Raw genomic sequence first — 14,114 nt, forward strand, 5'->3', positions numbered from 1 at the left:
ATGAATGATGAAATCGCCCAAGAATTTGTAGATCAAATTATATATCGCTTAGATGAAAGTACTCGTATGATTTCATTGAGTTTTGATCAACTTTCAGAAGAAAATATTTGGGAAAGACCTAATGAAAATGCTAATAGTATTGGAAATTTAATATTGCACTTATGTGGTAATATTACCCAGTATGGTATTTCTTCCCTCGGAAAAAAAGAAGATAATAGAGATAGAGATAAAGAGTTTTCTGTAAAAACCGGAATCGGAAAAGAAGCGCTTTTAGATAAGATTAAGGATGTAGTTAACGAAACTAAAAAAATACTTCAAAATATTTCAACAGAAGAATTATTGAGAAAAAGAGAAGTTCAAGGGTTCACTTTTTCAGGAATCGGAATTGCTATTCATATCACAGAACATTATTCTTATCATACGGGGCAAATAGCATTTTGGACAAAGCAATTAAAAAATAAGAGAAGTTTAGGGTTCTACGATGGAATCGATTTAAACATAAAAAATAACGATTGATGTTAACAAAAAGAATTGTACCCTGCTTGGATATCAAAAACGGAAGAACTGTAAAAGGTGTAAACTTTGTAGACTTACGTGATGCTGGAGATCCTGTAGAGCTTGCTGATGTATATTCTAAAGCAGGAGCCGACGAACTCGTGTTTCTAGATATATCTGCTACCGAAGAAAGAAGAAAAACATTAGCAAATCTTGTATTACGAGTAGCAGAAAAAGTAAATATCCCATTTACAGTAGGAGGAGGGATATCCTCTATAGAGGATGTTGATATGCTCTTGCAAAATGGAGCAGACAAAGTTTCTGTAAACTCTTCGGCAGTAAAGAACCCGCAATTAATCAATGATTTGGCTGGTAAATTTGGTAGCCAATGTATTACGGTAGCTATCGATGCCAAACAAATTGATGGCAAATGGAAAGTGCATTTGGTAGGAGGTAAAGTACCTACAGAATTGGATTTGTTCGAGTGGGCAAAAGAAGTAGAAGACCGTGGAGCTGGCGAGATTTTATTCACTTCGATGGATCATGACGGGACCAAAGATGGATTTGCAAATGAAGCATTAGCAAGGTTATCACAAGAATTAAATATCCCAATAATAGCTTCAGGAGGAGCAGGAAACATACAGCATTTTGCAGATACTTTTATAGAGGGTAAAGCAGATGCAGCTTTGGCAGCTAGCGTATTTCACTTTAAAGAAATAGAAATTAAAAATTTAAAAACAGAATTACAAAAACAAAATATTCCTGTACGATTATAAAAAACAAACTCATGGAAATAGATTTTAACAAAAATAATGATGGGCTTGTTCCCGCTATCATACAAGATGCTAAGACAAAAAATGTGCTGATGCTGGGGTATATGAATCAAGAAGCCTATCAAAAAACCATAGAAACACAGAAAGTAACATTTTTTAGCCGTTCAAAGCAACGATTATGGACCAAAGGAGAAGAAAGTGGTAATTTTTTGAACCTTGTCGAGATCAAAAATGACTGTGATAAAGACACATTACTCGTTTTTGTTCATCCTGTTGGGCCAACTTGCCATACTGGATCAGATACCTGTTGGAACGAAGAAAATAAACAAGAGTTTGGGTTTTTATCAGAATTAGAAAATACAATAAGTAACCGTAAGCAAAACAGTGATGATGAAAAATCGTATGTCGCTTCATTGTTTAGAAAAGGAATCAATAAAGTAGCTCAAAAAGTGGGAGAAGAAGCCGTAGAAGTCGTAATCGAGGCCAAAGACGACAACGAGGAGTTATTTTTGAATGAAAGTGCAGATTTATTATTTCATTATTTGATTTTATTACAGGCAAAAGGGTATACGCTTAAGGATGTAGTACAAGTATTGGAAAAACGGGCTTAGAAAAAACAAAATATTTTTTTGAATCTAAATATAAAATACTATTGGTATGATAAAGATCGTTGTCTTATTCGACACTTTTATGATTAATTTTGAGATCGAATAATTTTTTGTAGGGTATACAATAGATAAAACGTTCTATTGTATAAAGTAAGAATATTTTACTATTCATCCTTATCAAAAAAATGGAGAAATATCATACCAAATACATCTTAGGAGAAAGGGGTAATGAGAATAAATTACCCCATTTACTAACCGATAAAAAAAATAGAGTTACTACTATCTTTAGACCAGGAGATAGAACAAATCCTCACTCTAATAAGTATACTCACCGTAATTTAGATGGGTTTTCATTTCTTGGAATTATTGAAATTAAAGGCGATGATTCTTTAAACACACTACCAAAATACTCTCACTTGTTTAATGTGAAAATTGTTGAGAGAACCTGCAAGAGTTATAAGGATTTGGAAATTAAAGATTTCTTTGGAGCGTATCCTCATATTTACAACGTTACATCATTAAAAAAAGAATTATTTTCTATATACGGTAAAATAGAATCTGAGAAAATAACAATCTATAAACTTTCTTATGATTTTACAGAAAGTTAAGATATTGAAAAAGATAAAAATTTTGATTTTTATTTATTAAGTATATTTTGATTTTTTTTATTGAATATCAGGGTGTTAAGAGGTTTTTTTAATCAGCTTTTTTATGATTAAAACAAAATAATATTGAAAAAAATTAAGAAGAAATAGTAACGTTTTGATATCTGACGACATAAAGAGTTATCATGATCACAAATTATCAAGCGAAATATGTAGACGAAATAGTAGAGAGTGATACCTACTAACCACTATAAATAGCGGTTTTTACAGGTGAATAACGTTAAAGTTATACGCTAAATCAATATTTTTTCTAATTTCGTACAAACTAACACTAACCAATTTTGAGACCTATTGAAAAACAGTTACTCTCTCTCGTAATTTTTATTTGTTCAATTTACACTTCATATTCACAATGTGATCAGACATTGCCGGATATTGTAAAGTGTAATATGGAGACTATTGATTTTGATACTGATGGAGATCCCGATGGGATTATCAATTTGTATACAGAGACGGGTACAACTCCTGCAGACGGGGTGTGGATGATCGAACCTAGATATGCCACCGCCCTTAATCCGACAAATGGTAATGTATCACTTTGGATTTTGCCAGCAGCAACAACTTCTGTCACCTTAGATGAATATTCATTTACATTAATGAATGCTACCTGTGGTGATACTCCATTTAGAACAGTAAGATTAATTCTTGGCCCTTATTCTGGTATTGCATTACCAAGAACAGGTGATCTTAATGTAAATGCACAAGGATGTGATGATGAATCATTTGATCTTTTTACAGCATTTGTTTTAGATGAAACTACTCCGGCTCCCCATCAAAATGGAATATGGACATACAATGGTAGTAGTCCAAATTTTGTAGGTTTTGATCCTATGAATCCTTCAAGGATTATTGTTGATATTCCTTATCAAGAAGGAGAGCCTATCCCAGACCAAGAAGCCTTTGAATTTACATATACGGTTTCAGGAACGTCACCATGTGTGCCTACTAGTGCTACCACAGTAAGAATCTCTATGGTACGACAAGTAAGTGCTGGTTCACCAAGCGAAATTGATATTTGTGAAAGCGAAATTCTTGCAGGAGTCTTTGATGCAGATATAGATTTACGAGATGATCGTTATTTAAGTGGAGAAGATATAGACAATGGTTTTTGGTTTTCTGATGAAGATCCTACAGGTCAAATCGCAAATGATCAAGATTCTTTTATCAATCTAAGAACAATTTATGAAGATTTTGTTACTGCCAATGGTAATAATTTACGATTTGGGTGTAGTGAATTTGAATTCAGTTATGGAGTAAGACAACGATCAGGAGTATGTTCTGATGATAAAGCGACTATATCCTTTACTTTTTATGAACAATTAAGACCTTTTAGACAACCTGATCCTGCTCCCGAATTTTGTGCTAATCAAGATAGGGGTTCTTTAAATTTATTTGACCTTTTAGAATTTACTACAGAGACTACTACATCTGGAGCTTCTGTAGATTTTGTATATGATTCTGATAGTTATACGAATTGGCGAAGGGTATCAGGTCCAGGAACATCGGATAATAATTTAGGACTTATGTCTTTAATTGATGCTACAGGAAATCTTAATACAGAATACACGCACCTGGGAACAATCAATACATTAAATGCAACACCGGGAACTTATGTTTTTGAATATTTGGTGAGTCCAAAAATAAATTGTCAAGACTCAGCAGACGAAACCTGTAACCCATTGGCTAGCCCTCTGGATGATTTTTATTGTGAGCACCCTTGCGCTGTCGAAAGCGCACTAGTCACTATAGAAATTCTTGCTTTTGATTACCCCGGTGAAGATACAGTAGATGTAAATCTTTGTATATCAGACATGCAAGTGGATTTAAGAAGTTTGTTAGAAACTAATGGAAGTGATGTTGTTGCTACTACAGGAGTATGGACAGATAGTAGCGGAGGAGCAATTAACAATACATTTGTATTTCCTGATAGTACAACAAGTCAAACCTATACATTTACTTATACTACAAATCGTAATGGTTGTAATGATAGTGCTGATTTGACCTTGACCATCCATACAGAACCAAATGCAGGAGAGGATGCTTCTATTTTAATTTGTTCAGATGATCGCACATTAACCTTATTTGATCTACTTGGTGGTACTCCTGATACTACTGGAGAATGGACAGGCCCTTTTGGATATAGTTCAGAAGGGGATAATAGAGGAATATTTATAGAAGGAGATGATGATTTATTTATTTTACAACCTGGAGAGTATGTGTATAATGTACCTGCAAATGACGGGTGTACAACTTCGGATCAAGCTACGGTAATGGTAAATTTTGTTGACCCTGTAGCGATAGGAGATGATATTAACGAAACTTTTTGTAAAACATCAGGTAGTATCAATCTTTTTACCTTATTAGAAAGAAGTACAATTAGAACAGGAACTTTTGTAGACCCAGAAGATACGGGAGCACTATCTCCAGATGGAACAGTAGATTTTCAAACTCTTGAAAGTAGAATTTATACATTTAGGTATGTGGTGAATGCTGAAGAACCTTGTGGTGAATCCGCACTAAACATCAATTTGCAAATTATAGACATACCTGTACCAGAAGTTCCTGCACAAGAGTTTTGTATTCTTGATGCGGTACGGTTGGATGATATTGTTGTTGATGTTTCTAATTATAGCTGGTATGCCAGTCTGGAAAGCGAGACTCCAATTTTAGACAATCCATTATTACTAGATAATCAGACATATTACATAGCTGCAAATGATGGAGGTAATGAACAATGTGAATCAGAGCGATTAGCAGTACCAATTACAATTTTAAATACAGGTGAGCGATCGCTAGATGGGGAGTTGTGTACGTTGGATTTTCAAGATGGGGTTTCTCCTAATGGCGATAACCAAAATGATACCTTTAGTCTCTTTATAGACGATGTGTATAATATTCCTGAAGCTTTTCCTGATTTTGATTTAAAAATCTATAATAGATATGGTAGCATTGTTTATGAAGGTAGAAAAGATACAGAAGAATTTAGAGGAGAAAGCAATACATCTGTAAGATTAGGAGATGATCTTCCATCAGGAACGTATTTCTACATTTTTACACCTAATTTTCAAAATAATCAACCCATACAAGGGAGTTTTTACCTAAGCAGATAAAATCTATGAGAATTCAATTTTTGTTATTAATATCAATAGTTTTCTGCTCAGTATCATATGCGCAGCAAGAACCGCAATATTCACAATACATGTATAATATGAGTACTGTAAACCCCGGATATGTTACAGCACAATCAGGTTTAATATCTACGGGACTTTTATTTAGAAGACAATGGACAGGAATAGAGGGAGCTCCCCAGACAGCCAATGTGTTTGCTAATATCCCAATGAGTGAGAAAATCGAATTGAGTGTTAATTATATCAACGATAGAGTAGGAGATGCAATTCCTGTAAACAATGATTATGCAAATGTCGATTTTGCCTACATCACAAGAATTTCTGATCAAGCTCGTATATCTTATGGATTAAAAGCCGGTATTAATAGTTTTAGAATCGATCCTTCTGCATCTGATGTTGCCTCTGATCCAGCTTTTGCAGATAATACTTCGACTACTCAATTAAATATTGGTGCAGGGATATATCTTTTCACTAATAATTTTTATGCAGGAGTATCTTCTCCTAATCTTTTGCCTAGTGACATTGATATTGATGGAATTGGTGTTGCAGAAACTAAAACTCATATTTATGGTATTTTTGGATATGTTTTTGATTTTGTTGATGAAGTAAAACTAAAACCCTCTATGGTAATCAAACAAGTTATTGATTCTCCTATGACCTTTGATCTATCCATGAATTCATTGATTTATGATCGGTTTGAATTAGGAATTTCTTATCGATATACAGATGCTTTTATTGCTTTGGCAGGCGTAAATGTGACCCCAAACTTGAAGATTGGTTATTCTTATGATTTTAGTGTAAGCGAATTAGGAGATTTTAATAACGGAAGTCATGAAATAGTCTTGCTATATAATTTTGACCTCTTACGATTTAGTAATACATATTCTTCTCCTAGATTTTTCTAAAAATGATGAACAGATATATAATAGTAGTTTTATTGTGTCTTACTCAACTTAGTTTTGCTCAAAATAAAAGTAAAAGCAGAGCTGATCGTTTTTTTGATAAAGGAGACTATATTAATGCAGCAAAACAATACGAAGAAGAACTGAACCAGGAAGGATATACCAAACATATACTGGAAAATATCTCTACATCTTATTATAATACATTTCAGTTTAGGCAGGCATATCGATATCTCAAAATTCTAACTTCGGGTAAATTCTATGGCAAAGATAAAACCTATGAAAAGAAATATGATTTTATGATGTATCATGTACTTTCTGCATTAGGTGAGTACGATACATCTATAAAATATCTGGCAGAATATAAAACTAATGAAGCGTCAGAATTTGATGCTTCAAATGCAATTTCAATTATCGAAGAGTTTAAATTAAAAGACGATGATTATAGTATTGAAGCTGCAAGTTTTAACTCTGAAGCTTCAGAATTTGGAGCTGTCAAAAAAGATACAATTATTTATTTTACAACTGATAGAAGCCCAAATGGTTTTCTTAATAAGAATTACAAATGGACACATCGACCATTTTTAGATATTTATAAAGTAAATGTCGATGAAAATAATAATCCATTAAGTGAACCTGAACCAATTGACAAAGAGATTAATTCAAAATTGCATGAAGGTAACTTTTGTTTTTCTAATGATGGAAATACATTGTATATATCAAAAAGTAATTCAGAAAAAGGAAAGAAAAAGTTCGATAGTATTCGTAACAATGCCGTACACTTGTATATATCAACAAAAGTTGATCAGAAGTGGACAAAACCTGAAAAACTAGAGTTTAATGATACAGGCTATTCAATCCAACACCCTTCTTTAAATCAAGAAGGAAATAAATTGTATTTTAGTTCTAACATGCCGGGTGGATATGGTGATTTTGATCTTTATTATGTCATTGTCAATCAAGATGGTACTTATGGAAAACCAGTTAATTTGGGAGCAACCATAAATACAGAACACAGAGAACAATTTCCGTTTATATCAAAAGACAATCATTTGTTTTTTTCATCAAATGGACATCTTGGATTAGGAATGATGGATATTTTTGTGATAGATCTCAATAATCCTGAAGTACCCATTAATCTTGGGGCTCCTATCAATTCAAGTTATGATGATTTTTCTATGATGTATTATGACGATAAGAATGGCTTTTTTGCTTCAAATAGAAAGAAAGTAGGGGATGATATTTTTCATTTTTCGCAAATAGGCGACATTTTTCCTAGAGAATATATTGCACGTTTTGAGGTTAGGGATTTCTCAACAGAGAATTATATAGAAAACGCTGAAGTTGTTTTATACAATAATAGAAATCAAATAGTATACGAAAGTCAGTTGGATAGTATTGCAGCATTTGATATACGTATTTTTTCAGGTAGATATAATTTTAAAGCATCTGCAGAAGGATATAAGACTAGAACAAAACCATTGGTAATTAAAGAAAAAGAAGAAGAAACATACGTTATTTATTTAGATAGAAACCTTAAGGAAAATAATGAGATTACCTCGAGTAAAGATGATTCTTCTACTAGAAAAGATGAAACTAATATAAATGAGCGTACTACGATAACCAATATTGTTACAACAAAAAATAAGGATAAAGACATCTCAAAGGATCGATTAAGAGAAATTCTTTTGGCAGATAAAGATGGGCCTCCGGTTATAGAAAGAGATGGAAAATTATATTTTGAAATGCCTCCAATTTATTTTGATTATGATAAATGGAATATACGATCAGATTCTAAAAAAGTACTCGATAAATTAGCTTTAAAACTTGAAAAATATAAGAGTGTATATATCAAAATAAGCTCTCATACTGATAGTAGAGGTACAGATTCGTATAATCAAGTATTATCATCAAAAAGAGCAGAGTCTACACGTAATTATTTGGCATTGGTTGGTTATGTTAATGCACGACGTATGACGTTTGTTGGTTTTGGAGAATCTCAACCATTGATTGACTGTGATACCAAAACGTGTACAGAAGAAGATCATCAAACAAACAGGCGTAGTGAGTTTGAGATTACAAAGTTTTAAAGGTTTTGTTTCTATATTATAAATTGATTATAGTAAGCCGTCTTGGATGATGTCCCTTTTAATTAAATAATCTTTTGTATTCTAATTAATTAAGTGTATTTTTGCACTCCTTTTTGTCGAGTAAGAGAGTAAAAAAGGACTTTATATCAAATAATTTTAACACTTCTGTAGAATTTTCGTCTTGATTCTCAAATAGATACAGAATACAAATTTTATCTTCAATGTCTGAAGAAACTAAAAACACAGACGTTCAGGAAGTGGAAACTCAAAATGCTGCACAGGCAGTTTCTCCACAACAACAAAATCCTGAGCAATTCTTAAAAGATTTTAACTGGCACAACTATGAAGAAGGAATCGATCCAATCGAGGATTCTAAATTAGAAGAATTTGAAAAGTTAGTGGCAGAAAACTTCGTTGATACACTTAATGATGAAGTAGTAATGGGGACAGTAATTAATATTACTGATCGTGATGCTATTATTGATATCAACGCGAAGAGTGAAGGGGTGATCTCATTAAACGAGTTTCGTTATAACCCAGCTCTTAAGGTAGGTGATAAAGTAGAAGTATTAATTGATGTACGTGAAGATGCTACAGGTCAATTAATCTTATCTCACCGTAAAGCACGTGTAATCAAAGCTTGGGATAGAGTAAATGCAGCTCATGATTCTGGTGAAATAGTAAATGGTTTTGTAAAATGCAGAACCAAAGGTGGTATGATCGTAGACGTATTTGGTATAGAAGCGTTCTTACCAGGTTCTCAAATCGATGTAAAACCAATCCGTGATTATGATGCATACGTAGGAAAAACTATGGAATTCAAAGTGGTTAAAATTAATCATGAGTTCAAAAACGTAGTAGTTTCTCACAAAGCACTTATCGAAGCTGATATCGAAGAGCAGAAGAAAGAAATTATCGGTCAATTAGAAAAAGGTCAAGTACTAGAAGGTACTGTTAAGAATGTCACTTCTTACGGTGTATTTGTTGATCTTGGTGGAGTTGATGGATTAATTCATATCACAGACCTTTCTTGGTCAAGAATCAATCACCCTAATGAGATTGTAGAGCTTGATCAGAAATTAAACGTTGTAATCTTAGACTTTGATGAGGCTAAAACACGTATTCAATTAGGTCTTAAACAACTTAAACCACACCCATGGGAAGCGCTTAACCAAGAGCTTAAGGTTGGTGATAAAGTAAAAGGTAAAGTTGTTGTAATCGCTGATTATGGTGCGTTTATCGAAGTTGAAGAAGGTGTAGAAGGTCTTATCCATGTATCAGAAATGTCTTGGTCAACACACTTAAGATCTGCTCAGGATTTTGTAAAAGTAGGAGATGATGTAGAAGCAGTTGTACTTACCCTAGATAGAGAAGAACGTAAAATGTCTCTTGGTATCAAACAATTGACTCCAGATCCTTGGACAGATATTACTACAAAATACCCTGTTGGTTCTAAGCATGTAGGTGTTGTTCGTAACTTTACTAACTTTGGAGTATTTGTAGAGTTAGAAGAAGGTATAGATGGATTAATTTATATCTCTGATCTTTCTTGGACAAAGAAAATCAAGCACCCATCAGACTTTACTAACGTAGGAGATAAACTTGATGTTATCGTTCTGGAACTTGATGTAGAAGGACGTAAATTAAGCCTTGGACACAAGCAAACAGAAGAGAATCCTTGGGATAAATATGTTACTGAATTTGCTGTAGGAACTAAGCATACTTCTAAAATCAGTGATATTGTAGACAAAGGTGCTACTATTGAATTTAATGAAGATATCGTAGCATTTGTTCCATCACGTCACTTAGAAAAAGAAGATGGTAGCAAATTGAAGAAAGGTGATGAAGCAGAATTCCAAATCATTGAATTCAATAAAGAATTCAAAAGAGTAGTTGCTTCTCATACTGCATTATTCAAAGAAGAAGAAGCTAAGATTGTTAAGCAAGCTGCTAAAAAAGCTGCTTCTAGTGCTTCAGAAAAAACCACTCTTGGTGATATCGATGCATTAGCTGATCTTAAAGCTAAAATGGAAAAAGGAGGAAACTAAGATTTTCTCAATATTTTCAAAATATTGCAAAAGAGCTACTCATGTGAGTAGCTCTTTTTTTATACTTTATCTATTATTTCAAAAAAACGAACAGTAGAGACAAGGTCACTCAATATATATCTGAATAGTACCCATTGTTACCTTAATTTCAATTTGTTCTTTCTAACTTTTTATGTTGTTGTAAAACGTTTTTCAATTCAATTTTCTTTTAAAAATGTAGCGTGTAATAAAGATACCATTACCGTCGTCTGCACCTGCATCACTTTCTACAGCACTCGTAACAAAAATTAAATCCCAACCTTCAGAAATCATTGTGGTTAATTTTGAGGAAATTACAGCATCATTTGCTGCTATATTTTGAAATCGTATACCTGCTATATTATAAAAGTTTAATAATTTTGTCTCTTCAAACCCCTTGACTCTAATATCCTTTCTTTTAGACTTATTTCTGGTATTATCATCTTTTGTTTGTGAGGACGTGAATTGTTTATAGTCTCTTTTATCATTTGCTGAAATTAATCGCGATCTACCCAATCCATCTGGTATAATAGATTCTACACTTGTAATTACTTTTACTTCAAATTCTTGTTTTACGTTGTCTTGTGCAAAAATAGTAGTTGCAAACAATGTAAATATGAATACCATTGTTGTTAATTTAAATTGTATCATTTTTATTTTTTTTATGTTATTATTTATTTTGGGAAGTGATTTAAAAAGGTAACATTGCTTATGGTGTGGCAGTGCTAAATATATGTAGTCACAAAATGTTATTTATGTTCATCCATAAATCGAAGTACCTCTTGGGCAAACAGGTCGGGCTCGCTAAACATTGGAGAGTGACCTGATCTGTCAAATATGAGTAATTTCTTAGATGATGAACCTATGTTTTCAAAAGCAATTTGAGCAGAAGCCACAGGCACTACCATATCGTATTGACCAGATATAAATAGGGTTGGTATCGTTATTTCTGGAAGTTGATTCGTAAAATCAAGGGTTTCAAAAAGACCTTGATCATCTATTATACCACCTATTTGAATATTATTCCAACCTCTAGTCCAAAAATTATATCTAAAGAATGTATTTACACCTTCTGATCCATCATCATCAAAATCTATAAAACCATCGTCATGTAATGCTTTCTCCGCTTTGAAAGCCTTTTTGTTAAGTTCTCGGTTATCATCAAAATTAATTACCGGATCTACTTGAGAAACAAGTTCTAAAACAGATTTCCAGAAATCGACGCTATTACCTAATTCTATCTGCGTGTTTGCAGTGCTCGTAAATGTTTCTTTGTACTGGTCATATAATCTTGCTAGACTATACGCTCCATCTACTCCTATCCAACCTTTAAAGTTGCTTTGATCTTTTAGTAAAGTAGCTGTTCCTAATGCTCCACCCCAACTATGCCCTAATAAAAAGAAACGTGAATCATTACCAAATTTGCGTTTCATCACTTTTACCAGTGCTAATACATCTTCTGCCATAAGGTCTATGCTTACATCTTTTTCAGAGTAATGCCCTTGTGAATTACCAGAACCACGTTGATCAAAATAAACAACACCATATTGATTTTCTATTTGGTTGAATGCCTCCCCAGAAAAACTCAATCCCATGTCACCCGGACCACCATGCAAAGTAATTAAGAAAACTTTTTCACTAGCATTTCCTTTTATGTATGCAGGCATGTCTGCGTCTTTATGACGAACGAAGATAGTTTCATCTAAGTCATTAAGTTCAAAATCATTAGAACATGCAGTTACTAGGCATATTGTAATTGCTGCGAATATTATTTTTAAAAATGATGCATTGAATTGTCTCATTGTTTTTTGTTTTTAAAATTAAAGCGGTAACCATATTGTAAAAAAAGTGTAGGGAACGTACCGGCATTGTAGTTAAAACGTGGACTAAAGGTGATATTAAAATAACTACCGGAACGTATTTTTCCTTTGCGTTGCCTGCCTACTCCAACAGAAAGGGTAGGATTATAATATCCTCGTCCAGGCAGAAACACTTTCTCCACATTATCTCCTTTGACTTTGTAGGTCTCCGGTAAGAATGAGCGATAATATCCTAATGGGTTTAACGCTACATGGAATTGCCATCTTTTCGGACTCGTTCTTCTCCATATCAATCCATAATAAGTATGTAAACCATTATCTGTTTTGTTAGCGAAGTTGGTCGAATACCCTATGCTTCCATTAAATAAAAATTGATGAGTAATAGTTTTTTGACCTCTCTTTTTTTCTTTACTATTTTTCTTTTCTTTCCAGAGATACTCAGCACCTAAATTAATGCCGTTATCCCAGAGTAAATTACCATAATATCCTACTTTAAATTCTGTTTTGTCTAGAAAAGTAGTGGTGGCATTGTCTTTTCCTATTTGAGCATTGCTATTTAGAGCATAAACTAGTAGAAAAATAACACTGTACTTTTTCATCTTTTTAAACTTTTAGAATTATGATTAAAATGATCGTTTTTGTATTCCAAATGCTTCGTTAAAGCCTTGTACAATATAGTCATCAAGAGTAGTGTCATGACCGCCATCTCCAGCTATGATGTTCGTATTTTTTGATTGTAAAAACGTAATTTCCTGGTCTGTAAGACCTCCTACAGCCTCATCTGTTGCTCCATAGATATAAGTCATGTTAGATAAGTCTTCAATACTGTTAAAGTCCTGTATATATCTATTCTTTATTATTCCGGCAAACAATCTAGCTTCATTTTTATTAAATGTATTTTCAAATGGTTCTGGTGCTATTATGGGCGTAACTCCATTTTCAAACTCTGCCAGTCTTCCTTCTGCCAGTGCCTGCCAAAAAACATCATTAATATTCAATCTCCCCGTCACAATTAAATATTTGTCAGCTACATCGAATCCTTTTTCTGCAATCAATTCTTGTGCTACAAAAGCACCATATGAATTTCCTAAGATATAAATTGTTCTACCTTCATCTTTAAAATACTTAACAACTTGATATAGCTTTTCTACACTTTCAGCATTAAAATTGACAGCTTGATCTAATGTGATTTCATTACCTTCTAATATGTCAGGATTTAATGTTTGTGCTTGATGTACAGTTACATTCAACACACCTGTAAGATTAAAAGTATTGGAAAGATAATCAACTATACCCGTGGCGAGTTCTGTACTAGGACCTCCAGGTACAGTTATCAGAACTGTAGAAGCTTTTTCATCTCCTCTGAAATAAATTAAATCTTTAATGTCTTGTGATATTTCATCAGCAATTACAGGCGGTTTTACATCATCATCTTTGGAACATGAGAATGTGGTTATAGAGAATATCACAATTAGAAGGATATTAGCAATAGCATATAAGCGTTTGGTATTTGTAATTTTTAAGAATACTTTTTTCATGGTTTATTTTATTTATAATTTTTGAGCAA

12 protein-coding genes are annotated in these 14,114 nt (G+C 33.1%); 8 read left to right on the forward strand and 4 right to left on the reverse strand.

Features of this window, described 5'->3' with window-relative positions; genetic code table 11:
* The 8 genes from FHK87_RS00870 to rpsA all read left to right on the forward strand — a co-directional run bounded on the left by FHK87_RS00870 (position 1) and on the right by rpsA (position 10,709).
* Complete coding sequence (locus FHK87_RS00870) at positions 1-516, forward strand: DinB family protein (RefSeq protein ID WP_140588665.1); 516 nt, start codon at positions 1-3, stop codon at positions 514-516.
* The gene (hisF, locus tag FHK87_RS00875; RefSeq protein ID WP_140588667.1) at positions 516-1,271 is read left to right on the forward strand and encodes an imidazole glycerol phosphate synthase subunit HisF; all 756 of its coding nucleotides are present in this window, start codon (positions 516-518) and stop codon (positions 1,269-1,271) included. Before FHK87_RS00870 ends, hisF begins: the two co-directional genes overlap by 1 nt.
* 11 nt (positions 1,272-1,282) lie before the next feature.
* A complete protein-coding gene (gene hisIE / locus FHK87_RS00880; protein ID WP_140588670.1) occupies positions 1,283-1,879 on the forward strand; it encodes a bifunctional phosphoribosyl-AMP cyclohydrolase/phosphoribosyl-ATP diphosphatase HisIE in 597 nt (198 codons plus the stop codon).
* 182 nt (positions 1,880-2,061) lie between these two features.
* Entirely contained in the window at positions 2,062-2,484 is a 423-nt protein-coding gene (locus FHK87_RS00885; protein ID WP_140588672.1) for a hypothetical protein, read from the forward strand.
* Positions 2,485-2,822: 338 nt separating this feature from the next.
* Entirely contained in the window at positions 2,823-5,651 is a 2,829-nt protein-coding gene (locus FHK87_RS00890) for a gliding motility-associated C-terminal domain-containing protein (RefSeq protein WP_140588675.1), read from the forward strand.
* Positions 5,652-5,656: 5 nt separating this feature from the next.
* Positions 5,657-6,574 carry a PorP/SprF family type IX secretion system membrane protein gene (locus FHK87_RS00895; RefSeq protein ID WP_140588677.1) on the forward strand — a complete coding sequence of 306 codons (918 nt, stop codon included), beginning with the start codon at positions 5,657-5,659 and terminating at the stop codon, positions 6,572-6,574.
* 2 nt (positions 6,575-6,576) lie between these two features.
* Positions 6,577-8,661 (forward strand): OmpA family protein, encoded by a 2,085-nt coding sequence (locus tag FHK87_RS00900; RefSeq protein ID WP_140588680.1) that lies wholly within the window; start codon positions 6,577-6,579, stop codon positions 8,659-8,661.
* 221 nt (positions 8,662-8,882) lie between these two features.
* Positions 8,883-10,709 (forward strand): 30S ribosomal protein S1, encoded by a 1,827-nt coding sequence (gene rpsA, locus FHK87_RS00905; protein ID WP_140588682.1) that lies wholly within the window; start codon positions 8,883-8,885, stop codon positions 10,707-10,709.
* A 192-nt stretch (positions 10,710-10,901) separates the two neighbouring features.
* Here the strand turns inward: rpsA and FHK87_RS00910 are convergent, their stop codons facing one another.
* The 4 genes from FHK87_RS00910 to FHK87_RS00925 all read right to left on the reverse strand — a co-directional run bounded on the left by FHK87_RS00910 (position 10,902) and on the right by FHK87_RS00925 (position 14,085).
* On the reverse strand, positions 10,902-11,378 hold the full coding sequence (locus FHK87_RS00910; protein ID WP_394344911.1) for a hypothetical protein: 477 nt from the start codon (positions 11,376-11,378) through the stop codon (positions 10,902-10,904).
* Positions 11,379-11,476: 98 nt separating this feature from the next.
* A complete protein-coding gene (locus FHK87_RS00915) occupies positions 11,477-12,529 on the reverse strand; it encodes an alpha/beta fold hydrolase (protein WP_140588685.1) in 1,053 nt (350 codons plus the stop codon).
* A complete protein-coding gene (locus tag FHK87_RS00920; RefSeq protein ID WP_140588688.1) occupies positions 12,526-13,146 on the reverse strand; it encodes a hypothetical protein in 621 nt (206 codons plus the stop codon). Before FHK87_RS00920 ends, FHK87_RS00915 begins: the two co-directional genes overlap by 4 nt.
* A gap of 24 nt (positions 13,147-13,170) precedes the next feature.
* Entirely contained in the window at positions 13,171-14,085 is a 915-nt protein-coding gene (locus FHK87_RS00925; protein WP_140588690.1) for a hypothetical protein, read from the reverse strand.
* Between the last annotated feature and the right edge of the window lie 29 nt (positions 14,086-14,114).

Source organism: Aquimarina algicola (assembly GCF_006443095.1).
Classification (GTDB): Bacteria; Bacteroidota; Bacteroidia; order Flavobacteriales; family Flavobacteriaceae; genus Aquimarina; species Aquimarina algicola.

What these genes read in the sequence shown, in the direction of transcription:
- FHK87_RS00870 (WP_140588665.1), top strand. Translation starts at nt 1, where the DNA reads ATGAATGATGAAATCGCCCAAGAATTTGTAGATCAAATTATATATCGC.
- hisF (WP_140588667.1), top strand. Translation starts at nt 516, where the DNA reads ATGTTAACAAAAAGAATTGTACCCTGCTTGGATATCAAAAACGGAAGA.
- hisIE (WP_140588670.1), top strand. Translation starts at nt 1,283, where the DNA reads ATGGAAATAGATTTTAACAAAAATAATGATGGGCTTGTTCCCGCTATC.
- FHK87_RS00885 (WP_140588672.1), top strand. Translation starts at nt 2,062, where the DNA reads ATGGAGAAATATCATACCAAATACATCTTAGGAGAAAGGGGTAATGAG.
- FHK87_RS00895 (WP_140588677.1), top strand. Translation starts at nt 5,657, where the DNA reads ATGAGAATTCAATTTTTGTTATTAATATCAATAGTTTTCTGCTCAGTA.
- FHK87_RS00900 (WP_140588680.1), top strand. Translation starts at nt 6,577, where the DNA reads ATGATGAACAGATATATAATAGTAGTTTTATTGTGTCTTACTCAACTT.
- rpsA (WP_140588682.1), top strand. Translation starts at nt 8,883, where the DNA reads ATGTCTGAAGAAACTAAAAACACAGACGTTCAGGAAGTGGAAACTCAA.
- FHK87_RS00910 (WP_394344911.1), bottom strand. Translation starts at nt 11,378, where the DNA reads ATGATACAATTTAAATTAACAACAATGGTATTCATATTTACATTGTTT.
- FHK87_RS00915 (WP_140588685.1), bottom strand. Translation starts at nt 12,529, where the DNA reads ATGAGACAATTCAATGCATCATTTTTAAAAATAATATTCGCAGCAATT.
- FHK87_RS00920 (WP_140588688.1), bottom strand. Translation starts at nt 13,146, where the DNA reads ATGAAAAAGTACAGTGTTATTTTTCTACTAGTTTATGCTCTAAATAGC.
- FHK87_RS00925 (WP_140588690.1), bottom strand. Translation starts at nt 14,085, where the DNA reads ATGAAAAAAGTATTCTTAAAAATTACAAATACCAAACGCTTATATGCT.